The organism is Marinovum sp., from assembly GCF_034669705.1.
In the GTDB taxonomy this organism is placed as follows: domain Bacteria; phylum Pseudomonadota; class Alphaproteobacteria; order Rhodobacterales; family Rhodobacteraceae; genus Marinovum.
Window position 1 is genome coordinate 37,466 of record NZ_JAXMOR010000010.1, and the last position, 24,263, is coordinate 61,728.

A 24,263-nucleotide genomic window follows, 5' to 3' on the forward strand; every position below is an offset into this window, starting at 1 on the left:
ATGGCCCGAACCTATGATGCCTTCGTGGTCTTTGCCGAGATGCGCACCGGCTCCAACCTGCTTGAAGCCAATTTGAATCTTTTTGACGGCATTTCCTGCCTCGGCGAGGCCTTCAACCCGCATTTCATCGGCTACCCCAACAAGACCGAGCTGCTGGGGCTGGACCAGGCGACGCGCGACGCCGATCCGCAGGCCTTGCTCGACCGGGTGCGCGGCGCCGAGGGGCTGGCGGGGTTCCGCTATTTCCACGACCATGACCCGCGCATTCTCGAGCCGCTGCTCGACGATGCGCGCATCGCCAAGATCGTGCTGACCCGCAACCCGGTCGAGAGCTACGTCAGCTGGAAGATCGCGCAGCAGACCGACCAGTGGAAGCTGACCAATGTCGCCCGCCGCAAGGACGCGCGCGCGGTCTTTGACAGCGCCGATTTCGAGGCCCATCTCGAGGCGCTGCAAGGCTTTCAGGTCCGGCTGCTGAACGGGTTGCAAAAGCGCGGTCAGACGGCGTTCTACGTGGCTTACGAGGACGTGCAGGACCTGGGCGTGATGAACGGCCTGGCGCGCTGGCTGGGCTGCGAGACCGAGCTCGAGGGCTTCGATCACAATCTCAAGCGGCAGAACCCGGCGCCGATCTCGGACAAGGTCGAGAATTTCGACGAGATGCAGCAGGCGCTGGCCCGGCTCGACCGGTTCGACCTGTCGCGCACGCCGAATTTCGAGCCGCGCCGCGGGGCGGCGGTGCCGGGCTACGTGGCGGCCGGCGCGGCGCCGCTGCTCTACATGCCGATCAAGGGCGGGCCGGAGGACGCGGTCTGTGACTGGCTGGCGGCGACCGGCGGTGGGCTGACGCGCGATTTCAACCAGAAGAGCCTGCGCCAATGGCTGCGCCGCAACGCCGGCCACCGGCGCTTTACCGTGCTGCGCCATCCGCTGGCGCGGGCGCATCACGTCTTTTGCCAGCGCATCCTCGCCACCGGGCCGCAGTGTTTCGGCCGCATACGACGCGTGCTGATCAACCGCCACGACCTGCCCCTGCCAGAAAACTGGCCCGATCCGTCCTATGACGCGGGCGCACACCGGGCGGCTTTTGGCGGCTTCCTCGAATTCATCAAAGCCAACCTGGCGGGGCAGACCAACCTGCGGATCGATCCGCATTGGGCCAGCCAGAGCGGTCTGTTGCAGGGGATGGGCGATCTCTGCCTGCCAGACGTGGTGCTGCGCGAGGAGGATCTGGCCGAGGGGCTGGCGCAACTGGCGGAGCGGGTCGGAGTGGCCGCGCCGGAGGTGGTGGCGGCGGCGCCTGACGGGCCGGTGACGCTGGCCGAGATCTACGATGCAGATCTCGAGGCGCTGGCGCGGGCAGCCTATCCGCGGGATTACCTGATGCTGGGGTTTGGCGACTGGCGGTAGGTGGGTCGCAGACCCACCCTGCGGGACGGCTGTCGGCGGCCGGTGGGTCGCAGACCCACCCTACGGGCGATTGGCGGCAATCGGTGAGCACTGCCCACCCTACGCGCGGCCGGATGAGGCGGCCGCTCAGGCGGCCTTCATCGCCTCTTCTTCGGTGAGGATGGTGTAGAGCGTCACGACACTCTGGTTGGCGCGCAGCTTGGTGCAGACCGAGGGGTCGCGCAGCAGGCGCGAGACCCGTGCCAGCGCCTTGAGGTGTTCGACACCGGCATCCTCCGGCGCGAACAGGCCAAAGACGATGTCGACCGGCTGGCGGTCGACGGACTCGAAATCGATCGGCTTTTCCAACAGCATGAAGACACCGACGCAGGTCTCGAGGCCGGCGATCCGTGCATGCGGCAGCGCCACCCCGTGGCCGACACCGGTCGGCCCCAGGGATTCACGCTCGAGCAGCGACTCGAAGGCATGGCCAGCGTCGATGCCATAGGCGGCCTGGGCCAGGTCGGCGACATCATGCATCAAACGCTTCTTGCTCGTGCAGCCGGTATTGACCCGGATTGCCTCGGGTTTCAGCAAATCTGAAAGTTCCATATGCTCGCCTGTATTCCCATTCCTGACCAGACCGCGGGCTCAAGCCTTTTCTTGCGGTTCGATCCAGCCGATATTGCCATCATCGCGCCGGTAAACGACGTTCAGACCCTTCTTCTCGTTCCGAAACACCAGCACCGGTGCACCCGCAAGCTCCATCTGCATCACAGCTTCGCCAACCGTGAGTGCGGGAATGTCCGTTTTCATTTCGGCGACGATCATCGGTTGCAGGCTCTCCGGCTCCGAATCTTCGTCCACCGCGTCGCTGGCGAGGATATACGATGAAGCGCCAAACGTTTCAACGGGCTCGGACCGATCCTTGTGGTGGTCCTTCAGGCGCCGCTTGTAGCGCCGCAGCTGCTTCTCCATCTTGTCGCAGCAGCTTTCGAAAGCGGCATAGATTTCAGTAGCATGCGCCTTGGCCTGAGCAGTCAGACCGGTTGACAGATGCACCGTGGCCTCGCAGACGAACTCATGCGCCGCCTTGGAGAACACGATATTCGCATCGGTCGGACGTTCGGCATATTTCTGCACGACACCGCCCAACCCATCCTGCACATGGGTCTGCAGGGCCGCGCCGATGTCGATTTGCTTGCCGGTGATTTGATAGCGCATCTTGCGTCCTTCTTATTGTTCCGGTGACGCGTCGCGCCACGGCCGCCGGGGGCAGCCGAACGCTTCCACTCACCATCTCGGGATCCTGACGCGACGAGGTGCTTGTACATGTAGACCCATCCCGAAAATCAGGAACGCGACTCCTATCAAGGCAAGCCACTCGAGCGTCATGCCCCCATTTGAGGACAGAGCACGCCCGTCTGTCAATGATTTGTCACGACAATTGCACCTCAAACGGTAAACAGCGCGTTAGCGTCGGGCGGTCCAAGCTACCGGCACGGTTCAGGAAATCCGGAACTGATCGCCCAGGTAGACGCGGCGGACGTTTTCGTTCTCGACCACCTCCGCCGGCGTGCCGGACATCAGCACCGTGCCGTCGTGCAGAATGTAGGCGCGGTCGACGATCTCGAGGGTTTCGCGCACGTTGTGATCGGTGATCAGCACGCCGATGCCGCGGTTCGACAGGTCCGAGACCAGCGCGCGGATGTCGCCGACCGAGATCGGGTCGACGCCGGCAAAGGGCTCGTCGAGCAGCAGGTACTTCGGCTCGGCGGCAAGACAGCGCGCAATCTCGACCCGGCGGCGTTCGCCCCCGGACAGCGCCAGCGCCGGGGCACGGCGCAGGTGTTCGATGTGGAACTCCGACAGCAGTTCCTCGAGGCGCTCGCGCCGCCGCCGGCCATCGCTGACCGCAATGTCAAGGATCGCGCGGATGTTGTCCTCGACGCTCATGCCGCGAAAGATCGACATCTCCTGCGGCAGGTAGCCGATGCCGAGCTTGGCGCGGCGGTACATCGGCATCGTGGTCACGTCCTGGCCGTCGATCGTCACCCGGCCGCCCTCGGGAAAGACCAGACCGGCCACCGAGTAGAAGGTCGTCGTCTTGCCGGAGCCGTTTGGACCCAGCAGCGCCACCACCTCGCCGCGCTGCAGCTCCATGCTGACATCTCGGATCACCACCTTCTTGCGGTAGCTCTTGCGCAGGTGATCGATGCGCAGCCCGACGGAGCCTTCGGTCAGGGTCAGGTCTGGTGGCGTCATGTTACTGGGTGCTGCCCGAGGTCTGCAGCACGGTCTTGACCCGGCCGGTCATCGTCGCGGTGCCTTCATTGATGTCGGCGACCATCTTGTCGGCGGTCAGCGCCGAGCCGCCCTGGGTCAGCATCACGTTGCCGGTCATCACGATGACCCCGGCCTCGACGTCGTAATCGGCGCTCTCGCCCTCGGCCGCCTCTTCGCCCGACACCAGCGTCACCCCGCCGCGGGCCTCGAGCCTGGCGATCTCGGAACGGTCCTCGGCATAGACCACCAGCACCCGCGGCGCCGACAGGCGCATCTCGCCCTGGCCGACGATCACGTTGCCGGTGAACAGCGCGGTGCCGTCGTTCTGGTTCACCGTCAGGTTATCGGCGGTGACCTCGACCGGCGCATCAGGATCGGCCTGAAGCGCCCCGAACCCCACCTGGGCGCCCTGGGCCAGCAGCGCGAACGGCAGCAGCGACAGCAGGGCGATCGCGATCAGACGAATGGGAGTCATGGGGTGTCACCTTCCTGGGCGGGCTGTCTTGCGGGCTGATATACCAGCTTCACGCCCTTTGTGAAAAACATTTGCACCTGGCCTTCGCCGCCACCGTCGCGGATGCGCAACGCCCCGGCCGAGAGGTCGCCGATCGGGCTGGTGCCGGTCACCCCCTGAGGCGCATCGGCGTGGACCGAGCGGAGCGCCGAATGCAGTTCGGCGGTCTCGAGCCGGTAGCCGGTGGAACTGTCGATCACCACCCCGCCCTGCAACGCCATGCGGTCGGCCGGCTCGTTGACCGTGGCGCTGTCGGCGAGGATGTTGATCCGCGTGCCGTCGGTCAGCCGAAAGGCGGCGCTGAGGTGTTCGGCCAGCACCCCGGCCGGGTCCTCTGGCTGCGGCTGGGCGCTTTCGGCGGTGACCGACACGGCATGACCCTCCGGCGTGCTGCCAGTGTAATAAGGCCGGGTGACACTGTCGCGTTCGGGGATTTCCGAGGCGTCGGCAAAGAAGGTCAGGTCGGGCTCGTCATTGGCAGTGCGCGACAGCAGGAACACGGTCGAGAGCAGGCCGAGCGCGGTCAGCGGCAGCAGCACCTTGAGCCCCGCCACCACTCTGGAATGGAATGTCTCGGTCACGGCCATGGTCCGGCCCTTCATCCTCGTCTTGGCTTCAATCTAGGAGCGCAGCGGCGCCGTGCAACGTGGTTAATGGGCAAAGATGTCCTGGTCGGGCCAGCCAGCGAGATCCAGCCGGGCGCGGGCAGGCAGGAAGTCGAAGCAGGCCTGCGCCAGCTCGGACCGCCCCTCGCGGGCCAGCCTGAGGTCGAGCGCGGCGCGCAGCCGGTGCAGGTAAAGGACGTCAGAGGCGGCGTAATCGAGCTGCGCCCGGGTCAGCTCGTCAGCGCCCCAATCGCTCGATTGCTGCTGCTTCGAGATGTCGACGCCGAGCAGTTCCTGCAGCAGGTGCTTGAGCCCGTGGCGGTCGGTGTAGGTGCGTATCAGCTTGCTGGCGATCTTGGTGCAATAGACCGGCGCGGTCAGCGTGCCGAAGGCGTTGAGCAGCGCGGCGATGTCGAAACGGCCGAAGTGGAACAGCTTGAGCACCGCCGGATCGGCCAGCAGCCGGCAGAGGTTGGGCGCCTCGGTCTGGCCGCGGGCGATCTGCACCAGATGGGCATGGCCGTCGCCTGACGACAGCTGGACGACGCAGAGCCGGTCACGGTGCGGATGCAGCCCCATGGTCTCGCAATCTATGGCCACGACCGGGCCGAGATCGAGATCGGCCGGCAGGTCGCGCTGGTACAGATGATTGGCCATGCCTTGGGGCTCCGGGCTGCAAAACTCCTTCTCGGCAATAGTGCCTTGGCGGCATCCTTGCAACGCCACCCGGCCGCCGTGGCTCGAATCATCGCCGCCGAAGCGCGACGCCGGGTCGGCGGGTTTGGCACCAATCCTCGGAAATTAGGCCGATTGATCACTCTCATAGGGGGAGTGGCCCTCTCGACTGCGAAAAAACTTTTCGTGTCTTTTCGGTGGTTTTGGCGCTAGATGGCGTCAAGTTCTGTGACCTTGCGCACGGTTCCCGCGCCTGCCCTCGACTGGGTGCCAAGGCGTGAGACGCCGTCGCAAAGGGGAGTTGGTCTTGGGTTTCCCGCCGTGACCGGCAAAAGTAACGAGATATTAACCGCTTCACTGTCGCCGCTTCGGAACGGGCCGGTCGAAATCGACAGGATTGTCAACGAGGCGATTACAATCCTACCCCAACACACACGTGTGAGATGTATTCAGGCACCACCGACGGCGCCGCGCCGGCCGATGGCAGCGCCCCGGATCGCGCCGATCAAGGCCGCCCGGCGGCCCCGGACGGCCAGGTTTACCCAAGGTTATCAGGCCACCCCGAGACCAGTACCGTAAAAGTTGAACGACATTTGAGGCAACTTGACGACACTGGGGTGAGCCGCCAGATTTGATCCAGTCGAGCTGAAAATCGACCGAGCCATTCGGCGAAGATGGTTTTTTGCAAACGGCACTTGGGGGTTGGTGCTTTCACCTGGGAGTGAAGTGTACGGGAACGGGTCTGCGCGTGGCGGGTGACACCTTTGGGGGTCTCCGGCTGCCTTGAAATTCGACATCGGGAACCTTGTGTTCGCGCTGCTTTTTGCGGTGCGGGTGAGGTGTGCCCGCAGACATCCGAACCGGTGCACGGCGCTTCGTCATTGACCGCCTCAGGAGGGCATGACGTTGACAATGCATATGCGTCCGGTGGAGCCCATTCAGGGAGCCTCACCAGACAGCCTTTTTATAAGTGACTTTCACCCGCAGAGCCGCGGTCTTTATCGTCAATGGGCCAAGCGCCTTCTGGATTTCGGGGTCGTCCTGCTGGCCCTGCCGCCGGTGATCGCGCTGCTGGTACCGCTCTGCCTGCTGATCTCGCTGGACGGCCATTCGCCGATCTACCGGCAAAAGCGGATCGGTCGCAACGGCAAGGTCTTCCGGATGTGGAAGCTGCGCTCGATGGTGCATGACGCCGACGCCCGGCTGCAGGCCCATCTTGATGCCGACCCGGCGGCGCGCCGGGAGTGGGATCACAGCCAGAAGCTGCGCCACGATCCGCGGATCACCCGGATGGGCGCCTTCATCCGCAAGAGCTCGATCGACGAGCTGCCGCAGCTGTTCAACGTGCTCACCGGTGACATGTCGCTGGTCGGGCCGCGACCGATGATGGTCGAGCAGCGGGCGCTCTATCCCGGCACCGCCTATTACGCCATGCGCCCCGGCATCACCGGCATCTGGCAGACCTCGGTCCGAAACGAGAGCAGCTTTTCTGAACGCGCGATCTTTGACGCCCGCTATTTCCGCGAGCTGTCGTTGCGCACCGACCTGACGCTGATCGGCCGCACCTTCCGCGTGGTGCTGCGCGGCACCGGCTGCTGACAGCCCCTGCCTTCGGTCCACTCCAGACGGCGCGCGCCTGCCCCGGCGCGGGCCGTCTGCCTGAGTCTCGACCTCGGGCAGCCCGGATGCTAGGCCATGGCAAGCCCCGAAGGCATTGCAAGGAGCCTCCTCATGACCCTGTCCGTCTATCTCAGCGGCGAGATCCACACCGACTGGCGCGAACAGATCACCCAAGGGGCCGAGGGCCTCGACATCGTGTTCTCTGCCCCGGTCACCGACCATGCGGCGAGCGACGATTGCGGCGTGGCGATCCTCGGCGCCGAGGACAACAAGTACTGGCACGATCACAAGGGCGCCATGGTCAACGCCATCCGCACCCGCAAAGGCATCGAAGAGGCCGATGTGGTGGTGGTGCGCTTCGGCGAGAAGTACCGCCAGTGGAACGCGGCCTTTGACGCCGGCTATGCCGCAGCGATGGGCAAGTCGCTGATCGTGCTGCAGCAGCCCGACCATGACCACGCGCTCAAGGAAGTGGATGCCGCTGCGCTGGCGGTGGCGCGCGAGCCCGCCCAGGTGGTCGACATCCTGCGCTATGTCCTGACCGGCAAGCTGCCGGGCTGAGGCCCTGACGACACGCCGCGCGCGCTTTCTCTGAAAGCGCTTGCGGCAGGCGCGCATCTTCGCATCATCGCGCGGCAGGGCCATTGGGCCGCGCGATGACACACTGCGAAGGGACAGGCAGCATGCTTCAGGAATTCAAGCTCTTCATTGCCAAGGGCAACGTGATGGACATGGCCGTCGGCATCATCGTCGGCGCCGCCTTTACCGCCATTGTCACCTCGCTGGTGGGCGACATCATCAACCCGATCATCGGGCTGTTCACCGGCGGCATCGATTTCACCGACCATTACGTGGTGCTTGCCGGCGAGGTCCCGGCCGAGGCCAGCCTCGAGGTCGCGCGCGAGGCCGGCGCCTCGATCTTCGCCTATGGCAGCTTTGTCATGGCGGTCATCAACTTCCTGATCATCGCCTTCGTGGTCTTCATGCTGGTCAAGATGGTCAACCGCATCAAGGAAAGCGCCGCCCGCGAGGAAACTGCCACCCCGGTCGAAGCCGAACCCGCCGGCCCCAGCCAGCTCGACGTGCTGCTCGAGATCCGCGACGCGCTGAAGCGCTGACCGGCCCCCCGACGGCGGGTTTCCTGTTGTCCGGGCCGCGGCGTCGCGGCAGACTTGCCGACAGGAGGAGACCATGGGCACACCCGACCGTCGCTGCGGCATCTGGTTCGACCGGCTCGACCACTGGCAAGAGGAACTGCGCGCGCTGCGGGCGCTCCTGCTCGACGGTCCGGTCGACGAGGCCTTCAAGTGGCGCGGCCCGGTCTATCGCGCCCACGGCGGCAATATCGCGATCCTCTGGGGGTTCAAGGCGCATTGCGCTCTGGGCTTCTTCAAGGGGGTGCTGCTGGACGATCCCGAGGCGCTGCTGGTGGCGCCGGGGCCGAATTCCCGCTCGGCCCGGATGATCTGCTTTACCGATCTGGCCGAGGTGGAGGCCCGCGAGGACGCGGTGCGCGACTACCTTGCGCGCGCAGTCGAGAACCAGCGAACCGGACGCAGGGTCACCTTTGCCAGCGACGACCTTGAGATGCCGGAGGAGCTGAGCGCGGCGCTCGCTGCCGATCCCGATCTGAACGCCGCCTTCGAGGCGCTGACCCCGGGCCGGCAGCGCGGCTACGTGCTGCAGATATCCGGTGCCAAACAATCGGCGACACGCGCCAGACGGGTGGAGAAATGGGCGCCGCTGATCCTTCAGGGCAAGGGCATGCACGACCGGTGATGCCGTCCGAGGCGCAACACAAGGCCAAAGGCTGCCGCCCGCTCACCAGCGCGACAGGGCATCCTCATCTTCATCCTTTGCCGCCACCCATTCGGCCCCGTCGGCGGCGATTTCCTTTTTCCAGAACGGCGCCCGGCTCTTGAGGTAGTCCATCAGGAACTCTGCCGCCTCGAAGGCCGCCCTGCGGTGCCGCGCCGCGGTGGCGACCATCATGATCATCTCGTCGCGCCCCAGCCGCCCGTAGCGGTGGATCACCAGCGCATCGCCCAGGTCCCAGCGCCGGACGGCCTGCGCGGCAATCTCTTCCAGCGCCTTTTGGGTCATGCCGGGATAATGTTCGATTTCCATCGCCACCATGCCGCCCTCGGCGCCATCGCGCACGATGCCGGTAAAGGTCACCACCGCGCCCATGTCGCTCTGTGCGGCGGCGAAGCCCGCCGCCTCGACACCGAGATCGAAGGCCTCCTGCTGCACCCGCACCTGCATGCCGATCAGCCTCCGGTCATCGGCGGAAAGAAGGCAACCTCGCGCACCCCCGCGAGCCCGGCATCGAAATCCGCCAGCTCCTGGTCAACCGCCACCCGCAGCGCCGAGAGATCGGCAAAGGCCGCCGCATAGCGCGGCTCGCGCGCCCGGAGCTCCTCGACCAGATCGGCCACCGTCGCGGCGCCGGTCTCGACCCGCTCCTTCGGCACGCCGATCCGCTCCCGGACCCAGGCGAAATAGAGCACGTCCATCAGCCGTCCTCCTTGAGATGCGGCAGCGCCTTGCGGAAGTAATCCCAACCGGTGATCAGCGTCAGCGCGGCGGCGATCCACAGCAGGATCAGCCCGACATAGCCCGACCAGAACATGCCGCGATACATCGGCACCAGCCCCAGCTCGTCGCTCTCGCGGCCGTCCAGCACCGCGCCGATGATCGCCGGGTCCATGCCCATCGACCACATGCCGAAATAATGCTCGAAGATGCCCTGACCGAACAGCACCGCGATCGCCACCATCTGCAGCGTGGTCTTCCACTTGGCCAGCTTGGTCACCTTGAGCGTGCCGGCCACGTCGCCGAGGAACTCGCGCAGCCCCGAGACAAAGACCTCGCGGAACAGGATCACCGTCGCCGGCAGCACCACCCAGGCGGAAAACGACGAATAGGCCGCGATCACCATCAGCGCGATCACCACCATCGCCTTGTCGGCGATCGGGTCGAGCATGGTGCCGATCTTGGTCTCCTGCTTCCAGGCCCGCGCCAGGTAGCCGTCAAACCAGTCGGTCACCGCGGCGGTGAGAAACAGCACCAGCGCCGCGATATCCGCATAGGGCCGGGCCCAGTAGAGGAACATCAGCGGCACGGCAGGAGCTGCGGCAAGGCGCAGCACGGTCAGGATATTCGGCAAGGTCCAATGCATGTTTCGCTTCTATCCCCCATCATCGCCACAGGGAAGAGAGCACACCGATATTTCAATTGCGACTTTCGGCGGCTATATCCCCGGTATGAAACTAGCTCTGACAATGATCGCCGCCACCCTGCTGGCCACCTGCGACCGGGATGAAACCCTCGCCGCCTACGGCGCGGCGGAGGCCAGCTGGCGTCTCGACCGTCTCGACGGCGCGCCTTTCACCGCGCGCGCGACCCTCAGCTTTCCCGCCGAGGGCGTGATCGCGGGCCAGGGCCCCTGCAACAGTTTCTCCGGCCAACAGACCGAACCCTACCCCTGGTTCGGCACAGGCCCGCTGCGCACCACCCGCCGTGCCTGCCCCGAGCTTGCCGCCGAACAGGCCTTTCTCGCCGCCCTGCGCGCGATGTCTCTGGCCGAGGTACAGGGCGACACGCTGATCCTGTCGAATGACGCCGGGCGCGAAATGATCTTTGTCGCCGAGCCGGAATGACAAAGCCCGTTACCCCGCTTCCCGCCGCCGGCGGACGCCATAGATTGGCGGCATGACACACACACTCCTCTCGGCGGTCACCTCCGCCTTTGCCAGCCTCTCAGCGACGCTGAGCGGTGCGCAAGACAGCGACACCCTCTGGAAGCTCCAGTCCATCGATGGCGAGGCCTTCGAGGCGAGCGCCACGCTCACCTTTCCGACCCCGGCCCAGATCGCCGGCACCACGCCGTGCAACCGATTCTTCGGCGTCCAGTCGGCTCAGAAACCAGGCTTTGACCCCGGCCGCATGGGGGTCACCCAGCGGATGTGCCTGCAGTTCCAGCAGGAGGCCGAGTTCCTCGCCGCCCTGCGCGAGATGACAATTCGCGAATTCGACGGCACCCGACTGGTGCTGCGCAACGAAGATGGCCGTGAAATGGTCTTCATCGCCATCAACTGACCCCGCTGCCCGGGCGTCATCTTGCCAGAGGGCTCCCCCCGTTCGGAGGCTCCCGCACTCTCCCCACAGAGCCTCCGATGGCCCCCCTCGGGCGCACGCCCGCCGCGGACCCCGGGACCCCAGCGCGCCGCAGGCGCACATCGGGGTCACCCGACCCGTTCCACGAACCGGGCCCGCGCCTCCGGCAGGGCCCGGTTTCCCAGCGCCGGCGCCAGTTTCTCGCTCAGGAAATACCCGGTGACCCGCAGCGCCGCGGCGATCTCGGCGCTCTCGGCCGCCCCCTGCCCCAGCATCACCTCAGGCAGCGGCAACAGCCGATCCGCCCAGTCGCCCGCGCCCGCGCGCGAGACCGCCCGGCCGGATTTCGGCGAGACATAGGCCAGACCGCCCTCGGCCCCGGTCACCGCGCAGCACGACAGGTCGAGCCCGTAGCCCAGGTCCTCGAGCAACGCCAGTTCCCAGCGCAGGTAGGCCAGCGGCCAGAGCGCGTCCTGCCCCAGCAGGTCGAGCAACTGCTCGGTGCGCAGATACAGTGCCGGGTGCGGCTCGCGCTCGGGCAGGCAGAAGGCCAGAAGCGCGCAGACCGCGTTCAGCCCCGACAGCGCCAGCCGGCTGCCCATCGCCTGCACTGCGCGCGAGCGCTGCAGCTCCACCGTAAAGGCGCCGAGATGTTCCTCGAGCCGCGCCCGCCAGTGCAGGTCGAGCTGCGCGCCGGGCTGCAGCACCGGGCCGAGCTTGCGGCTGGTGGCGCCGCGCACCACGCCGGCGTGACGGCCGTGCGCCGGGGTAAAGACCTCGACGATGGCCGAGGTCTCGCCATGGTGCCTGAGGCCCAGAAGTATTCCGGTGTCGCGCCAATCCATGGCCGCCACGCTGGGCTCAAAGCCCGCCGCTGTCCAGCAGATGCCGCCCGGCGCGGTCCTCGACCTCGATCACCCAGAGGTCGGGGTCCATCGCGCGTTGCCGGGCCAATGTGGCGTCGATCTCACCCTCGGGACCCGCCTGCATCTCCTGCCAGCGGGTCTCGTCGGCCATCAAGTCATGCATCCGGTGAAACACCCGCGCCCGGCCGTCGAGCGTGTTGAGCTTGATCACCACCATGCCCGAGGTGTCATCGCCATGCGCCACCACGAAGGCCGGGATATCCGCCTGCCGCAGCCGCGCGATATAGGCCGCGACCCAGAAATCCGCCGTCAGCCGCATGCGGCACCGGTGCTGACACATATCATCATTTGAAGACCTCCCGCACCGCCCTACATACAGGCAACGGTTTCGCTCACGATTGCCACGAGACCTCCGCCGCGCCCGGGGGCGCCGCAGGCCCGGCGGTCTCTCTCCCGCCGCCGCCATCTCGTGGTCTGCCGGCGTGTCGCTCTCCCCAGGGCGCCGGCAGCGGTCGGGGCCCCGGCCGTTCCTCCGGGGTCCCGGCGCAGCTCAGCCGTTGCCGTCGCGGAAATTCAGACCCATCTCGGAATAGCGCGCCGCCTCTTCCAGCCACTTCTCCCGCACCTTGACCTGCAGGAACAGATGCACCCGGCGGCCGAGAAACTCCTCGAGCTCCTCGCGGGCCGCCTTGGAAATCGCCTTGATCGACTCGCCCTTGTTGCCCAGCACGATGCCCTTATGGCCATCACGTGCCACATAGACCACCTGGTCGATCCGCGCGGTGCCGTCTTTGCGCTCTTCCCAATTCTCGGTCTCGACGGTCAGCTGGTAGGGCAGTTCCTGATGCAGCCGCAGGGTCAGCTTCTCGCGGGTCATCTCGGCGGCGATCATCCGGAGCGGCAGATCGGCGATCTGGTCCTCGGGATAGAGCCAGGGACCCTCTGGCAGCTCCTCGGCCAGCCATGTCTTCAGGTCGTCGCAGCCATAGCCCTTTTCGGCCGAGATCATGAAAGTCTCTACAAAGCCATAGCGCGCGTTCAGGTCTTCGGTCAGCGCCAGCAGCACGTCGGATTTCACCCGGTCGATCTTGTTGATCGCCAGCGCCACCCGGCGGCCCTTGCCGATGTCCACAAGCCCCTCGAGGATACTCTCGACGCCCGCGGTCACGCCGCGGTGCGCCTCGACCAGCAGCACCACGATATCGGCGTCGGCGGCCCCGCTCCAGGCGGCGGCGACCATCGCCCGGTCGAGCCTGCGGCGCGGCTGGAACAGGCCGGGCGTGTCGACAAAGACGATCTGGCTGTCGCCTTCAATCGCCACGCCGCGAATGCGGGCCCGGGTGGTCTGCACCTTGTGGGTCACGATCGACACTTTCGCGCCCACCATGCGATTGGTGAGGGTCGATTTGCCCGCGTTGGGCTCTCCGATCAGGGCGACGAATCCGGCGCGTGTGGTCATGGGGTCAGGCTTCCTGTCAATAATCCACAGCGACTAGCGCAGATCCGGCCCTAAAACCAGAGGCGAAACCACCCCGACGCCCGGCGGGATTGTTCACCGAACCTGTGACGATCCGATGGCGTTGCGCTGGCAGGGCACCACATTGTGGCGCGATTGCCTTAATAAATCGGCACAATAGGGCAGCCAGGCCGAAATTGGTCCGAATTTGCGCCCGAATCGCCGCCTAGCGTAATCCTATGATCACTCACAGCGAAACAATCCACGATTGCCCGCAGGCCCAGGTCACACTCACCGCACGCTTGCATCTGCCTGTCGCGACGCACAGCCGCCGCGATGTCCATGAAACCCGCCTGCGCCGCGACATCACCCGGCTGCATGCCCGCCGCCCGCGCGACACCGGCCAGACCGTCAGAGGCGTCACGCTCACCGCCAGCGGCGCGGGCGCGGCGCGCAGCTACCTGCTATCGGTGACGGCAGACAACGGCCTTGCCGCCGAGGTCGAGCTGGCGCGGATGAGCCAGGCGATCGTCGCCCGCTACCCGGTGACCGGCGTCGGCTGGCTGAACACCGAGGCGGTGATCGACCGGCAGGTCTTTCTCGATGCCCTCGCCCCCAGGCCGACCCGCCCGCGGCAGTCGCTGGGCACCGCCAGGGCACGTGGCACCCGGCCGGCACAGAGGCTGAAGACATCCGACGCCCAGCGCCAGCGCGAGACCCTGATCCGCCGGCTGCTCTGCGACCCGATCCCGCAGGAAGAAACCCGGCGATTGCGCCGCGAGTTGGGCCAGCTCGGCCCGAGCCGCCGGGTGGCCACCGCCACCTTTGCCTTTGGCGTGACCGTGGCGGCCAATACCACCGGCGCACTGGCTCAGGTGATGTCGCTGTTCTGATCCGCGGGGCCTGCGGCCTGCAGGCCCGTGATCAGCCCGCGTCAAGCTTCGCGAGCAGAGCCTTGGCCGCCGCGTGTTCGGCCTGGCGTTTCGACTTGGCCTCGGCCCGCGTGCTCTGGCCGCTCTCCAACCGCACCTCGATGATGAAGACCGGCGCATGATCCGGCCCCGAGCGGCTGATCTGATCGTAGACCGGCGGCTTCTGGCCGCGGGCCTGGGCCCACTCCTGCAGGCTGGTCTTGGCGTCGCGGGCATCCTCCTCGACGCTGTCGACCCGCTTGCCCCAGAGCCGCAGCACCAGTGCCTTGGCGGCCTCGAACCCGCCGTCGAGATAGACCGCGGCGATCACCGCCTCCATTGCGTCGCCCAGAAGCGCCATCTTGCGCCGGCCACCAGAAAGCATCTCCGACCGGCCAAGCTTCATCGCCGCGCCAAGATCGATCTGCCGGGCGACATCGGCGCAGGTCTCCTTGCGCACCAAGGCATTGAACCGCGGTGCCAGCAGCCCCTCGCTGGCCTGGGTGTCGGCATCGAGCAGCGCCTCGGCCATGACCAGCCCCAGCACCCGGTCCCCGAGGAACTCGAGCCGCTGGTTGTCACTGCGGGTCGGCGTCGACATCGACGAATGGGTCACCGCGCGCAGCAGGTGGCGCGGCTCGGCAAACTCATGGCCCAGCCGCGTCTCCAGCGCCTTCAGTTCCGCCGAGAGCTTCACTCGATCGCCTTGAAGAACCGATCACCCCGCCAGGTCCAGAAGAACAGCATGGAGCTGCCGGCAGAGGAGAACATCACCCGGTCAGCGCGGCCGACAAGGTTCTCGAAGGGCACAAAGCCGACGCCGCCGACCTGCTGCGGAAACCGCGAGTCGGTGGAATTGTCGCGGTTGTCGCCCATCATGAAGTAATGCCCCTCGGGCACGGTAAAGACCGGCGTGTTGTCGGACGACTGCCGCCCGATGTCGAGCACCGAATGGCTGGTGCCCTCCGGCAGGGTCTCGATGTATTTCGCCTTTTCGCACAGCGCGCCATCGCCCACCGGCGCGTTCGAGCAGCGCGGGCTGAGCCGCTGCGGGCCCTGCGGTCCGGCGACCTCTTCGAAAGTGCCATTGGGGGTCTGCTCGACCGGCTGGCCGTCGATATGCAGCACACCGGCGCGCACCTGGATCTTCTCGCCCGGCAGGCCCACAACCCGCTTGATGAAATCGCGACCCGTGACCGGATGGCGAAAGACGGCGACATCGCCACGCGCGGGCTCGGAGCCGAACAGCCGGTCGTTGTCGCCATCGGCCCAGCCGCAGAAATCGGTGGCGTCGAGATCGATGCCGAAGCGCGGCACGATGATCGAGGGGCAGGAGGCATAGGAATAGCCATAGGCCATCTTGTTGACGAAAAGGAAATCGCCGATCAAGAGCGTGTCCTTCATCGAGCCGGAGGGGATCCAGAACGGCTGAAAGAACACCGTGCGGAAGACGCCCGCGATCAGCAATGCATAGACAACGGTCTTGATCGTCTCGACGATCGCATTGCCTTTCTTTTCCTCGGCCATGGACATGGGGCTCCCCGCGTTACCTGTCGCAGGCTACATGCGGCCCCGTGCCCGAGGTGTCAAGCAACCGGGGGCTTTGACGCGGGCCATCCGGCCTGCCAAGCTGTGGCAAAACCCGCGGGGAGGCGACATGGCGAACAAGCCCAACATCCTGATCTTCATGGTCGACCAGCTCAATGGCACCTTCTTTCCCGATGGTCCGGCAGACTGGCTGCACCTGCCCAACCTGGCAAAGCTGGCGCGGCGCTCGACCCGGTTTGCCAATGCCTATACCGCCTCGCCGCTCTGCGCACCGGGGCGGGCGGGATTCATGTCGGGGCAGTTGCCCTCGGCCACCGGGGTCTATGACAACGCCGCCGAGTTCGCCTCGTCGATCCCGACCTACGCGCACCACCTGAGGCGGGCCGGCTATCACACCTGCCTCTCGGGCAAGATGCATTTCGTCGGCCCCGACCAGCTGCACGGGTTCGAGGAGCGGCTGACCACCGACATCTACCCGGCCGATTTCGGCTGGACCCCGGATTACCGCAAACCGGGTGAACGGATCGACTGGTGGTATCACAACATGGGGTCGGTCATCGGGGCGGGCGTCGCCGAGATCACCAACCAGATGGAATACGACGACGAGGTCGCCCATCACGCCCGCGCCAAGGTCTACGACATGGCGCGCGGCCACGACGACCGGCCGTGGTGCCTGACCGTCAGCTTCACCCATCCGCATGATCCCTACGTGGCGCGGCGCAAGTACTGGGATTTCTACGAGGGTTGCGACCACCTGCTGCCCGAGGTGCCGGCGCTCACCTACGCCGATCACGACCCGCAGTCGCAGCGCATCCTCGACGCCAACGACTGGCGCGGCTTCGACATCACCGAGGATGACATCCGCCGGGCGCGACGCGCCTATTTCGCCAATCTCTCCTACCTCGACGACAAGATCGGCGAGATCTTGGAGGCGCTCGAGGCGACCCGCCAGGAAGCGATCATCCTCTTCGTCTCGGACCACGGCGACATGCTGGGCGAGCGCGGGTTGTGGTTCAAGATGTCTTTTCTGGAAGGCTCGGCCCGGGTGCCGCTGATGATCTCGGCACCGCAGATGGCGCCCGGTCTGGTCGAAGCGCCGGTCAGCACCCTCGACGTCTGCCCCACGCTTTGCGAGCTTGCCGGGGTGAGCATGGCCGAGGTCCTGCCCTGGACCGGCGGGGAAAGTCTCGTGCCGCTCGGCAACGGTGCCACCCGTCTGAGCCCGGTGGCGATGGAATACGCCGCCGAGGCCTCATATTCTCCGCTCGTCGCCCTGCGCGCTGGCCCCTGGAAATACACCAACTGCGCCCGCGACCCGGAGCAGCTTTTCAACCTCGACGACGACCCGCAGGAGCGCGTCAACCTCGCCCCGCGCTCCGACCACGCCGAGGTGCTGGAACGCTTTCGCGTCGAGGCCGCCACCCGCTGGGACCTCGAGGCCTTCGACGCCGAAGTCCGCCGCAGCCAGGCCCGCCGCCTGGTGGTCTATGACGCATTGCGCAACGGTGCCTATTACCCCTGGGACCACCAGCCGCTGCAAAAGGCCTCCGAGCGCTACATGCGCAACCACATGGACCTCAACCAGGTCGAGGAAAACCAGCGCTTCCCCCGCGGCGAATGACAGGCTCCCATCTTCATCTTGCCAAATAAACCTCCGGGGTGAGGCCGCAGGCCGAGGGGCTGGCCCCTCCTGCGCACGCGTCGCTGCAGACGCTCCGCCGGCCGAGAGTGCGGGAGCCTCCAAACGGGCGGAGCCCTCTGGCAAGATGACGCAGGAGCTTGGCGTGTCAGCGCAAGGAGCGGGCTTCGATCAGCACCGTGGCCTGGGCCCAGGGGTGGTCGTCGGTCAGGGTGACATGCATGATCGCCTCGTGGCCCGGCGGAGTCATCTCGTCGAGCCGGCGTTTGGCCCATCCGGTGACATGCATCACCGGTTGGCCGGTGGGCAGGTTGGTGACCGACATGTCGCGCCAGGCGATGCCCATGCGCAGCCCGGTGCCCAGCGCCTTGGAGCAGGCTTCCTTCGCCGCCCAGCGTTTGGCGTAGGTTGCCGCCTCATGCGGGCGGCGGGCGGCGCGGGCCTGTTCGCGTGGGGTGTAGACCCGGTTGCGAAAGCGGTCGCCGAAACGGGCGAGGATCGCCTCGATGCGCTCGATGTTGCACAGGTCGGTGCCGATGCCGAGGATCATCCGGGTGTCAGTCCTTGCCGCCTGCGGCGCCCTCTGTCCGCGTCCGGCCAATAGATCACGCGTCCGGCCCGAGGAAAAGCATCCCCGCCACGAAAGAACGCCGCCCCGCGAGGAGCGGGGCGGCGGAAGCGTCAAGCGATGCAACGGCGTCAGGTGGCGGCGTGGCGGGCCTTTTCTGCCTTGGCCTCGTCGATGGCGCGCTGCACGTCGGCGCGCTGCTGGCTCAGGAAGCCATAGCCGGCATGACCGGCGGTCGCCTTGATCGCGTCGTCGTAGTTCTCGAGCAGCGCGGTCTCGCCGTTGATGATCTCGTCATAGACGGCCTCGTCGTCGCCGGTGATGGCGTCGCGCAGCTTCAGCCAGCCGCGGTGCGCGGTGGCGGCGGCGGAGCCGGATTCGGAGACGTCGACGCCTTCCTTGCCGAGCTGCTGGTGCAATTCGGTGTGGAACCTTTCGCGCTCGGCGATGCGGCGGTCGAAGAAACCGACAAAGGCGGCTTCGTCCGACACCTCCTTGCGGGATTCCTGATAGCCGTTGCGGCTGTCGATCAGGCGGGTGTGCAGTTTCTTCAGCGTGTCGATATGATCGCTCATGGGTGCCTCCTCGGTCTGGTTACCAATCTGCCCTCCCAACGCGGAAGAGCGGCTTTGGGTCCAAACCGAATGCAACATGGGTGATTTTCCGCGTGGGCGGTCAGCCGGCGCGGGCCGCGTCCATCCGGGCACGCATCTCGGTGACCGCCGCTTCGAGCCCCACAAAGATCGCCTCGCCGATCAGGAAATGGCCGATGTTGAGCTCGGCCACCTGCGGCAGGGCGGCGACCGGCGCCACCGTGTCATAGCTCAACCCGTGGCCGGCATGCACCTCGAGGCCCAACGAGGCCGCATAGTCTGCCATCTCGCGGATCGCCGCCATCTCGGCGTCGCGGTCGTCGATCCGGCCCTCGGCATGGGCGTCGCAATAGGCGCCGGTGTGCAGCTCGATCACCTGCGCGCCGATGCGATGCGCGGCCTCGATCTGGGCCCGGTCGGCGGCAATGAAGATCGACACCCGGCAGCCGGCGTCGCGCAGCGGCGCGATGAAATGCGCCAGGCGGTTTTCCTCGCGCGCCACTTCCAGACCGCCCTCGGTGGTGCGCTCCTCGCGCTTTTCCGGAACGATGCAGACCGCATGCGGCTTGTGGCGCAGGGCGATCGCCTGCATTTCCTCGGTGGCCGCCATCTCGAAGTTCAGCGGCACCGTCAGCACCTCCATCAGCCCGTCAATATCGGCGTCGGAGATATGCCGGCGGTCTTCGCGCAGATGCGCGGTGATGCCGTCGGCGCCGGCCGCCTCGGCCAGCTGCGCGGCGCGCAGCGGATCGGGAAAGGCACCGCCGCGGGCGTTGCGGACGGTGGCCACGTGGTCGATGTTCACGCCGAGCCTGAGTTTTTGCATGAGAACCCCCGGTTGCAGTCGGCCACAGGCTAACCTCCCGCGCAGGCGGGGGAAACCGCTAATCAATCGGCCTTCTTGCGCGCCTCTTCGGCGGCGGCGGCCTTTTTGGCGGCGGCCTTGGCGCGGATCGCCTCAAGGCGTTTCTTCAGCGCCCCCTTGCGGCGGGCCTGGTAGGCGCGGATCAGCGGTTCGGCCACGGCGTAGGCCACGGTGGCGGCGATGATGCCGGGAATGATGCCGCCGATCATGTAGGGGTAGAAGACATCGTCCCAGAACACCTCGAGCCCGTGCCAGTCCTGCGGCACGCCTTTGACCCAGGCCCAGAAGTTGCGGGTCAGGTCTTCGCCCGCGTCGACGAACTTGCCGGTCAGCGTGCGCTCGATATGCGGCGAGAACTCGTGGCCGAGCAGGAAATAGCCGGTCTGCAGCGACACCACGGCGATCGGCACATAGGTCAGCGGGTTGCCGAAGAAGGTGCCGAGCAGCGCGGCCAGAATATTGCCCCGCATGATGAAGGCAAGAAAGGCCGCGACGAGGAAATGCAGGGTGTAGAACGGTGTGAAGGTGGTGAAGACCCCGGCCCAGATGCCGCGGGCGATCTTCTCGGGCGGGTCGGGCAGACGGCGCAGCCGGTGTTTCACATAGCGGGCCGCCCGCGCCCAGCCGCCGCGAGGCCAGAAGAACTCCCACATGGCGCGCAGGGTCGGCTTTCTGTCGCGACGCTTGAAAACCACGGGAAGGGTAATCCTTTCAGTTCGCCTCGGCCCTGGCGGCGATCGGGGTGACTTCGCGCATTCGCGCCACCGCGGCCACATCGCTCTCGGCCTCGAGAGCGGTGATCAGGGAGTGGAGATGCTCGGCATCGCGCAGTTCCACGTTGACATGCAACCTGTAAAAGTCCGGTTTCCTGTCGATGAATTCGAGGTCGGAGATATTCGCCTTGTGGCCGCCGATCAGCGTGCAGACCCGGCCGAGCACGCCGGCATCGTTGCTCATCGTCACCTCGAGCGTCACCGCATAGGCCGCCGGGTGCTTGCCCTCTGACCAGTGCAGGTCGAGCCAGCGTTCGGGCTGGTCCTCGTAATCGGCAAGGGTCTCGCAGTCGATGGTATGCACCACCACGCCCTGGCCGCGAAAGGTGATGCCGACGATGCGCTCGCCCGGCAGCGGCTGGCAACAGGGGGCGCGGCGGAAGCTCTGACCCTTTTCAAGGCCGATCACCGCGCGCTTGGTGTCGATCTCATCGCCCTCTTCGGTCACGAGGTCGGGATAGACCGCCTCGACCACCGCCCGGGTGGTCAACTCGGCCGAGCCGAGCCGCGCCAGCAGGGTTTCCGCCCCGTCGAGCCGCAGGTTGCGGGCGGCGGTTTCCAGCACCTTGTCCTTGGCCTTGCGGCCGACATGCTCAAAGGCCGCGCGGGCCAGCTCGCGGCCCAGCCGCACAAAGCGCTCGCGGTCCTGTTCGCGCAGGGCGCGGCGGATCGAGGTCTTGGCCTTGCCGGTGATCGCGATGTCGAGCCAGGTCGCCTGCGGGGCCTGGCCATCGGCGGTGATGATGTCGACCGACTGGCCGTTCTTGAGCCGGGTCCAGAGCGGCACCCGCAGCCCGTCGACCTTGGCGCCGACGCAGGCGTTGCCGATGCGGGTGTGGATCGCATAGGCGAAATCCAGCGGCGTGCCGCCGCGCGGCAGCTTGATCACGTCGCCCTTGGGGGTGAAACAGAACACTTGGTCGGAATACATCTCGAGCTTGACCGCCTCGAGAAAATCCTCGTGATCCTCGTCGTCCTGAAACTGCTCGGTGAGCGAGGAGATCCATTTTGCCGGATCGACGGCAAAGGGGTTCTCGCTGCGCACACCGTCGCGGTAGGACCAATGCGCCGCGACGCCGGTCTCGGCCACGTCGTGCATCTGGCGGGTGCGGATCTGCACCTCGACCCGCTTGCCGTCGCGGCCCGACACCGTGGTATGGATCGAGCGGTAACCGTTCGATTTCGGCTGGCTGATGTAATCCTTGAATCGCCCCGGCACCGCGCGCCAGCGCTGGTGGATCACGCCCAGCACGCCGTAGCAATCGGCCTCGGTGTCGGTGATGATGCGAAAGCCGTAGATGTCGGAGAGGCGCGAGAAGCCCATCTCCTTTTCCTGCATCTTGCGCCAGATCGAATAGGGCTTCTTGGCGCGGCCAAAGACCTCGGCCTCGATGCCGGCCCGGTCGAGCTCGAGCCGCATGTCGCCGGTGATCTTCTGGATCACGTCGCCGGTCTCGCGCTGGAGCGTGATGAAGCGGCGGATGATCGAGGCACGGCCGTCGGGGTTGAGCACCCGGAAGGCCAGGTCCTCGAGCTCGTCGCGCATCCACTGCATGCCCATGCGCCCGGCAAGGGGCGCATAGATGTCCATCGTCTCGCGCGCCTTCTGCACCTGCTTTTCCGGCCGCATCGCCTTGATGGTGCGCATGTTGTGCAGCCGGTCGGCGAGCTTGACGAGGATCACGCGCAGGTCGCGCGACATCGCCATGAACAGCTTGCGGAAGTTCTCGGCCTGCTTGGTCTCGGTCGAGTTGAGCTGCAGGTTGGTGAGCTTGGTGACGCCGTCCACCAGCACCGCGATCTCGTTGCCGAAGCGTTCGGAGATCTGCTTGAAGGTGCTCTTGGTGTCCTCGATCGTGTCGTGCAAGAGCGCGGTGACGATCGTGGCATCGTCGAGCCGCTGCTCGGTCAGGATGGCGGCAACGGCGACGGGATGGGTGAAATACGGCTCGCCCGAGCGGCGGAACTGCCCCTCGTGCATCTCGCGGCCATAGTCATAGGCCGCGTGAATCAATGCCTCGTTGGTCTTCGGATTGTAATTGCGGACAAGCGCGATGAGGTCGTCGGCAGAAATCATCGCAAACCCTTGTCACCGCAGACCAGGGTTACCCCTGGCCCTGTGCCTCCATCAGCGCGCGGAGCAGCTTCTCTTCGGACATGTCGTCGTCCTGCGGCTTGTCGGGTTCGGAACCCATCAGAAGCGCCATGGCGTCCTCTTCCGGCTCGTCGACCTCGATCTGGGTCTGGTTGCTTTCGATCATCCGCTCGCGCAGCTCGTCGGCGCTCTGGGTTTCCTCGGCGATCTCGCGCAGCGAGACAACCGGGTTTTTGTCGTTGTCACGATCCACGGTAATCGCGGCTCCAGAGGAGATCTCGCGCGCCCGATGGGCGGCCAGCATCACCAGCTCGAACCGGTTGGGGACTTTGTCAACGCAATCTTCGACCGTCACGCGGGCCATGGGGAATCTCCGTCTGGCGAGTTCTGTCAGAAAGGTCAGGTCTTAAAGCGGATCAAAACGCTTGACAAGCAGGTTTTTTGGCGCATCGGGGCGGACAGGCTTCACAGGCGTTCACAGGGGTTTGACCTCGGCGCGCGCCGCCTCTGGCAGGGCGGCACACATCTCCGCCACGCTGGCGCCGGTGACCGGGTGACGCCACTCCGGTGCCACATCCGCCAGCGGCACCAGCACGAAGCCGCGATCCTCGAGCCGCGGATGCGGCAGGATCAGCCGGTCGGGCGCCAGTTGCATCTGCTCGTCAAGCGGCAGGCGGCGCCATGCGGCCCAGGTCTCGCGGTCGGGCAGCACCGCGTCGCCCAGTCCGATCAGATCGAGATCGAGGGTCCGCATCCCCCAGCGGACCCCTCGGGTGCGCGAGAATCCGGCCTCGACCGCGTGCAAAAGCGCCAGCAGCGCCTCCGGCGGCCCGTCCCACTGCGCGCAGAGCGCAGCGTTGACATAATCGGGCCCCGCCCCTTGCGGAAAACAGGGCGTTTCATAAAATCGAGAGACCATGCGAATCACGAGACCGCGCTCCTGAAGGCTAATTATCGCAGCCTGAAGCGTCTCGAGCGGCGTTTTTTCGGGGAGCGGCAGGTTCGCACCCAACGCAATCAATGCAACTTTCCCGCTATGATTGTGCGCGATGACTGTTTTTCCTTCAAGTAAGCCTTGCGGGGCGGGACTTTTCCACTACCCTATTGTGCAGCTCAGCCGCAAATTTTCACTCACGGAGCGGGCCTGGGCCATTTATTGGAAGGGCAATTAATGTTTTACAAGGACGAACGGCTTGCGCTGTTCATCGATGGATCCAATCTCTATGCGGCGGCAAAGGCGCTGGGATTTGACATCGACTACAAGCTTCTCCGACAGGAGTTCGTGCGACGCGGCAAGCTTTTGCGGGCGTTCTATTACACGGCCCTGCTCGAGAACGAAGAGTACTCACCGATCCGCCCGCTTGTCGACTGGCTACATTACAATGGCTTTACCATGGTGACCAAGCCGGCCAAGGAATACACCGACAGCCAGGGTCGCCGAAAAGTGAAGGGCAACATGGACATCGAACTGACCGTCGATGCCATGGAACTGGCGCCGCGTGTGGATCACATCGTTCTGTTCTCCGGGGATGGGGATTTCCGGCCGCTGGTGGAGAGCCTCCAGCGTCAGGGCGTGCGGGTCTCGGTGGTGTCGACCATTCGCAGCCAGCCGCCGATGATCGCCGATGAGCTGCGCCGTCAGGCCGATAATTTCATCGAGCTCGACGGCCTGCGCGAGGTGATCGGACGGCCGCCGCGCGAACACCAGGAAGACCGCACCGCCTCGGCCGCCGCCGGCTGA

The 24,263-nt window shown here is 66.0% G+C and carries 31 protein-coding genes; 10 read left to right on the forward strand and 21 right to left on the reverse strand.

Translation table 11 applies throughout. The features are described 5' to 3' along the window. Nucleotides 1-1,410: a nodulation protein NodH gene (locus VOI27_RS09245; RefSeq protein WP_323765045.1), complete on the forward strand. Its 1,410-nt coding sequence runs from the start codon at nt 1-3 to the stop codon at nt 1,408-1,410. Nucleotides 1,411-1,536: 126 nt separating this feature from the next. On the opposite strand, the gene VOI27_RS09250 is transcribed toward VOI27_RS09245, so the two are convergent. The 6 genes from VOI27_RS09250 to VOI27_RS09275 all read right to left on the reverse strand — a co-directional run bounded on the left by VOI27_RS09250 (nt 1,537) and on the right by VOI27_RS09275 (nt 5,451). Further along, nucleotides 1,537-2,001 carry a PTS sugar transporter subunit IIA gene (locus VOI27_RS09250; protein WP_323765046.1) on the reverse strand — a complete coding sequence of 155 codons (465 nt, stop codon included), beginning with the start codon at nt 1,999-2,001 and terminating at the stop codon, nt 1,537-1,539. A 39-nt stretch (nt 2,002-2,040) separates the two neighbouring features. Continuing rightward, on the reverse strand, nt 2,041-2,613 hold the full coding sequence (gene hpf / locus VOI27_RS09255; protein ID WP_323765047.1) for a ribosome hibernation-promoting factor, HPF/YfiA family: 573 nt from the start codon (nt 2,611-2,613) through the stop codon (nt 2,041-2,043). 282 nt (nt 2,614-2,895) lie between these two features. After that, entirely contained in the window at nt 2,896-3,654 is a 759-nt protein-coding gene (gene lptB / locus VOI27_RS09260; RefSeq protein ID WP_323765048.1) for an LPS export ABC transporter ATP-binding protein, read from the reverse strand. Nucleotide 3,655: 1 nt separating this feature from the next. Further along, nucleotides 3,656-4,150 (reverse strand): lipopolysaccharide transport periplasmic protein LptA, encoded by a 495-nt coding sequence (lptA, locus tag VOI27_RS09265; protein ID WP_323765049.1) that lies wholly within the window; start codon nt 4,148-4,150, stop codon nt 3,656-3,658. Then, nucleotides 4,147-4,770 (reverse strand): hypothetical protein, encoded by a 624-nt coding sequence (locus tag VOI27_RS09270; protein WP_323765050.1) that lies wholly within the window; start codon nt 4,768-4,770, stop codon nt 4,147-4,149. Before VOI27_RS09270 ends, lptA begins: the two co-directional genes overlap by 4 nt. Nucleotides 4,771-4,839: 69 nt before the next feature. Beyond that, nucleotides 4,840-5,451, reverse strand: a complete 612-nt coding sequence (locus VOI27_RS09275; RefSeq protein ID WP_323765051.1) for a ribonuclease D — start codon at nt 5,449-5,451, stop codon at nt 4,840-4,842. A gap of 924 nt (nt 5,452-6,375) precedes the next feature. Between VOI27_RS09275 and VOI27_RS09280 the strand changes: the two genes are divergently transcribed. The 4 genes from VOI27_RS09280 (at nt 6,376) to VOI27_RS09295 (ending at nt 8,868) form a co-directional block, all read left to right on the forward strand. Next, nucleotides 6,376-7,068, forward strand: a complete 693-nt coding sequence (locus VOI27_RS09280) for a sugar transferase (RefSeq protein WP_416374663.1) — start codon at nt 6,376-6,378, stop codon at nt 7,066-7,068. 132 nt (nt 7,069-7,200) lie between these two features. Then, nucleotides 7,201-7,650, forward strand: coding sequence for a YtoQ family protein (locus VOI27_RS09285; protein WP_323765053.1), 450 nt, complete (start codon nt 7,201-7,203; stop codon nt 7,648-7,650). A gap of 122 nt (nt 7,651-7,772) precedes the next feature. Continuing rightward, nucleotides 7,773-8,207, forward strand: coding sequence for a large conductance mechanosensitive channel protein MscL (gene mscL, locus VOI27_RS09290; RefSeq protein WP_323765054.1), 435 nt, complete (start codon nt 7,773-7,775; stop codon nt 8,205-8,207). A gap of 73 nt (nt 8,208-8,280) precedes the next feature. Further along, the gene (locus VOI27_RS09295; RefSeq protein WP_323765055.1) at nt 8,281-8,868 is read left to right on the forward strand and encodes a YdeI/OmpD-associated family protein; all 588 of its coding nucleotides are present in this window, start codon (nt 8,281-8,283) and stop codon (nt 8,866-8,868) included. A gap of 42 nt (nt 8,869-8,910) precedes the next feature. Here VOI27_RS09295 and VOI27_RS09300 read toward each other — a convergent pair whose 3' ends face one another. The 3 genes from VOI27_RS09300 to pgsA are packed head-to-tail and all read right to left on the reverse strand — an operon-like array spanning nt 8,911 to nt 10,270. Beyond that, nucleotides 8,911-9,354 (reverse strand): molybdenum cofactor biosynthesis protein MoaE, encoded by a 444-nt coding sequence (locus VOI27_RS09300; protein WP_323765056.1) that lies wholly within the window; start codon nt 9,352-9,354, stop codon nt 8,911-8,913. Between the two features lie 5 nt (nt 9,355-9,359). Next, nucleotides 9,360-9,605: a molybdopterin converting factor subunit 1 gene (moaD, locus tag VOI27_RS09305; protein WP_323765057.1), complete on the reverse strand. Its 246-nt coding sequence runs from the start codon at nt 9,603-9,605 to the stop codon at nt 9,360-9,362. Beyond that, nucleotides 9,605-10,270, reverse strand: a complete 666-nt coding sequence (gene pgsA, locus VOI27_RS09310; RefSeq protein WP_323765058.1) for a CDP-diacylglycerol--glycerol-3-phosphate 3-phosphatidyltransferase — start codon at nt 10,268-10,270, stop codon at nt 9,605-9,607. Before pgsA ends, moaD begins: the two co-directional genes overlap by 1 nt. 103 nt (nt 10,271-10,373) lie before the next feature. Here pgsA and VOI27_RS09315 point away from each other — a divergent pair, with 103 nt between their 5' ends. Together VOI27_RS09315 and VOI27_RS09320 are read left to right on the forward strand one after the other, a co-directional pair. Then, entirely contained in the window at nt 10,374-10,751 is a 378-nt protein-coding gene (locus VOI27_RS09315; protein ID WP_323765059.1) for an META domain-containing protein, read from the forward strand. 52 nt (nt 10,752-10,803) lie between these two features. Further along, entirely contained in the window at nt 10,804-11,190 is a 387-nt protein-coding gene (locus VOI27_RS09320) for an META domain-containing protein (protein WP_323765060.1), read from the forward strand. A 146-nt stretch (nt 11,191-11,336) separates the two neighbouring features. On the opposite strand, the gene recO is transcribed toward VOI27_RS09320, so the two are convergent. The 3 genes from recO to era form a co-directional block, all read right to left on the reverse strand. Beyond that, nucleotides 11,337-12,053 carry a DNA repair protein RecO gene (gene recO / locus VOI27_RS09325; RefSeq protein ID WP_323765061.1) on the reverse strand — a complete coding sequence of 239 codons (717 nt, stop codon included), beginning with the start codon at nt 12,051-12,053 and terminating at the stop codon, nt 11,337-11,339. A 16-nt stretch (nt 12,054-12,069) separates the two neighbouring features. Then, the gene (locus tag VOI27_RS09330) at nt 12,070-12,393 is read right to left on the reverse strand and encodes a DUF1491 family protein (protein ID WP_323765062.1); all 324 of its coding nucleotides are present in this window, start codon (nt 12,391-12,393) and stop codon (nt 12,070-12,072) included. A 231-nt stretch (nt 12,394-12,624) separates the two neighbouring features. Continuing rightward, nucleotides 12,625-13,533, reverse strand: coding sequence for a GTPase Era (gene era, locus VOI27_RS09335; RefSeq protein WP_323765063.1), 909 nt, complete (start codon nt 13,531-13,533; stop codon nt 12,625-12,627). A gap of 299 nt (nt 13,534-13,832) precedes the next feature. On the opposite strand from era, the gene VOI27_RS09340 reads away from it, so the two are divergent. Beyond that, on the forward strand, nt 13,833-14,423 hold the full coding sequence (locus VOI27_RS09340; protein WP_323765064.1) for a hypothetical protein: 591 nt from the start codon (nt 13,833-13,835) through the stop codon (nt 14,421-14,423). Nucleotides 14,424-14,454: 31 nt separating this feature from the next. On the opposite strand, the gene rnc is transcribed toward VOI27_RS09340, so the two are convergent. After that, nucleotides 14,455-15,138: a ribonuclease III gene (rnc, locus tag VOI27_RS09345; RefSeq protein ID WP_323765065.1), complete on the reverse strand. Its 684-nt coding sequence runs from the start codon at nt 15,136-15,138 to the stop codon at nt 14,455-14,457. Beyond that, the gene (gene lepB / locus VOI27_RS09350) at nt 15,135-15,968 is read right to left on the reverse strand and encodes a signal peptidase I (protein WP_323765066.1); all 834 of its coding nucleotides are present in this window, start codon (nt 15,966-15,968) and stop codon (nt 15,135-15,137) included. The genes rnc and lepB overlap by 4 nt, the downstream gene beginning before the upstream one ends. A gap of 130 nt (nt 15,969-16,098) precedes the next feature. On the opposite strand from lepB, the gene betC reads away from it, so the two are divergent. Further along, entirely contained in the window at nt 16,099-17,610 is a 1,512-nt protein-coding gene (betC, locus tag VOI27_RS09355) for a choline-sulfatase (protein WP_323765067.1), read from the forward strand. Nucleotides 17,611-17,776: 166 nt separating this feature from the next. Here betC and acpS read toward each other — a convergent pair whose 3' ends face one another. The 7 genes from acpS to folK all read right to left on the reverse strand — a co-directional run bounded on the left by acpS (nt 17,777) and on the right by folK (nt 23,543). After that, on the reverse strand, nt 17,777-18,178 hold the full coding sequence (gene acpS, locus VOI27_RS09360; protein ID WP_323765068.1) for a holo-ACP synthase: 402 nt from the start codon (nt 18,176-18,178) through the stop codon (nt 17,777-17,779). Between the two features lie 149 nt (nt 18,179-18,327). Continuing rightward, complete coding sequence (locus tag VOI27_RS09365; protein ID WP_323765069.1) at nt 18,328-18,771, reverse strand: PA2169 family four-helix-bundle protein; 444 nt, start codon at nt 18,769-18,771, stop codon at nt 18,328-18,330. A 100-nt stretch (nt 18,772-18,871) separates the two neighbouring features. Further along, a complete protein-coding gene (locus VOI27_RS09370; protein WP_323765070.1) occupies nt 18,872-19,615 on the reverse strand; it encodes a pyridoxine 5'-phosphate synthase in 744 nt (247 codons plus the stop codon). 62 nt (nt 19,616-19,677) lie between these two features. Next, on the reverse strand, nt 19,678-20,349 hold the full coding sequence (locus VOI27_RS09375) for a DUF2062 domain-containing protein (protein ID WP_323765071.1): 672 nt from the start codon (nt 20,347-20,349) through the stop codon (nt 19,678-19,680). 16 nt (nt 20,350-20,365) lie between these two features. After that, on the reverse strand, nt 20,366-22,504 hold the full coding sequence (locus VOI27_RS09380) for a bifunctional (p)ppGpp synthetase/guanosine-3',5'-bis(diphosphate) 3'-pyrophosphohydrolase (protein WP_323765072.1): 2,139 nt from the start codon (nt 22,502-22,504) through the stop codon (nt 20,366-20,368). Between the two features lie 28 nt (nt 22,505-22,532). Continuing rightward, entirely contained in the window at nt 22,533-22,886 is a 354-nt protein-coding gene (gene rpoZ / locus VOI27_RS09385) for a DNA-directed RNA polymerase subunit omega (RefSeq protein ID WP_323765073.1), read from the reverse strand. Between the two features lie 111 nt (nt 22,887-22,997). Next, nucleotides 22,998-23,543 (reverse strand): 2-amino-4-hydroxy-6-hydroxymethyldihydropteridine diphosphokinase, encoded by a 546-nt coding sequence (gene folK / locus VOI27_RS09390; RefSeq protein WP_323765074.1) that lies wholly within the window; start codon nt 23,541-23,543, stop codon nt 22,998-23,000. A 150-nt stretch (nt 23,544-23,693) separates the two neighbouring features. Between folK and VOI27_RS09395 the strand changes: the two genes are divergently transcribed. After that, nucleotides 23,694-24,263, forward strand: a complete 570-nt coding sequence (locus tag VOI27_RS09395) for an NYN domain-containing protein (protein ID WP_048533233.1) — start codon at nt 23,694-23,696, stop codon at nt 24,261-24,263.

Excerpts from the sequence above, each read along its gene's own strand:
- lptB (WP_323765048.1), bottom strand. The coding sequence starts at position 3,654 with ATGACGCCACCAGACCTGACCCTGACCGAAGGCTCCGTCGGGCTGCGC.
- VOI27_RS09330 (WP_323765062.1), bottom strand. The coding sequence starts at position 12,393 with ATGCGGCTGACGGCGGATTTCTGGGTCGCGGCCTATATCGCGCGGCTG.
- VOI27_RS09370 (WP_323765070.1), bottom strand. The coding sequence starts at position 19,615 with ATGCAAAAACTCAGGCTCGGCGTGAACATCGACCACGTGGCCACCGTC.
- VOI27_RS09395 (WP_048533233.1), top strand. The coding sequence starts at position 23,694 with ATGTTTTACAAGGACGAACGGCTTGCGCTGTTCATCGATGGATCCAAT.
- acpS (WP_323765068.1), bottom strand. The coding sequence starts at position 18,178 with ATGATCCTCGGCATCGGCACCGACCTGTGCAACATCGAGCGCATCGAG.
- hpf (WP_323765047.1), bottom strand. The coding sequence starts at position 2,613 with ATGCGCTATCAAATCACCGGCAAGCAAATCGACATCGGCGCGGCCCTG.
- VOI27_RS09365 (WP_323765069.1), bottom strand. The coding sequence starts at position 18,771 with ATGAGCGATCATATCGACACGCTGAAGAAACTGCACACCCGCCTGATC.
- VOI27_RS09275 (WP_323765051.1), bottom strand. The coding sequence starts at position 5,451 with ATGGCCAATCATCTGTACCAGCGCGACCTGCCGGCCGATCTCGATCTC.
- VOI27_RS09250 (WP_323765046.1), bottom strand. The coding sequence starts at position 2,001 with ATGGAACTTTCAGATTTGCTGAAACCCGAGGCAATCCGGGTCAATACC.
- lepB (WP_323765066.1), bottom strand. The coding sequence starts at position 15,968 with ATGGCCGAGGAAAAGAAAGGCAATGCGATCGTCGAGACGATCAAGACC.
- betC (WP_323765067.1), top strand. The coding sequence starts at position 16,099 with ATGGCGAACAAGCCCAACATCCTGATCTTCATGGTCGACCAGCTCAAT.
- recO (WP_323765061.1), bottom strand. The coding sequence starts at position 12,053 with ATGGATTGGCGCGACACCGGAATACTTCTGGGCCTCAGGCACCATGGC.
- pgsA (WP_323765058.1), bottom strand. The coding sequence starts at position 10,270 with ATGCATTGGACCTTGCCGAATATCCTGACCGTGCTGCGCCTTGCCGCA.
- VOI27_RS09380 (WP_323765072.1), bottom strand. The coding sequence starts at position 22,504 with ATGATTTCTGCCGACGACCTCATCGCGCTTGTCCGCAATTACAATCCG.
- VOI27_RS09245 (WP_323765045.1), top strand. The coding sequence starts at position 1 with ATGGCCCGAACCTATGATGCCTTCGTGGTCTTTGCCGAGATGCGCACC.
- rpoZ (WP_323765073.1), bottom strand. The coding sequence starts at position 22,886 with ATGGCCCGCGTGACGGTCGAAGATTGCGTTGACAAAGTCCCCAACCGG.
- lptA (WP_323765049.1), bottom strand. The coding sequence starts at position 4,150 with ATGACTCCCATTCGTCTGATCGCGATCGCCCTGCTGTCGCTGCTGCCG.
- VOI27_RS09285 (WP_323765053.1), top strand. The coding sequence starts at position 7,201 with ATGACCCTGTCCGTCTATCTCAGCGGCGAGATCCACACCGACTGGCGC.
- VOI27_RS09315 (WP_323765059.1), top strand. The coding sequence starts at position 10,374 with ATGATCGCCGCCACCCTGCTGGCCACCTGCGACCGGGATGAAACCCTC.
- VOI27_RS09295 (WP_323765055.1), top strand. The coding sequence starts at position 8,281 with ATGGGCACACCCGACCGTCGCTGCGGCATCTGGTTCGACCGGCTCGAC.
- VOI27_RS09320 (WP_323765060.1), top strand. The coding sequence starts at position 10,804 with ATGACACACACACTCCTCTCGGCGGTCACCTCCGCCTTTGCCAGCCTC.
- moaD (WP_323765057.1), bottom strand. The coding sequence starts at position 9,605 with ATGGACGTGCTCTATTTCGCCTGGGTCCGGGAGCGGATCGGCGTGCCG.
- VOI27_RS09300 (WP_323765056.1), bottom strand. The coding sequence starts at position 9,354 with ATGCAGGTGCGGGTGCAGCAGGAGGCCTTCGATCTCGGTGTCGAGGCG.
- era (WP_323765063.1), bottom strand. The coding sequence starts at position 13,533 with ATGACCACACGCGCCGGATTCGTCGCCCTGATCGGAGAGCCCAACGCG.
- mscL (WP_323765054.1), top strand. The coding sequence starts at position 7,773 with ATGCTTCAGGAATTCAAGCTCTTCATTGCCAAGGGCAACGTGATGGAC.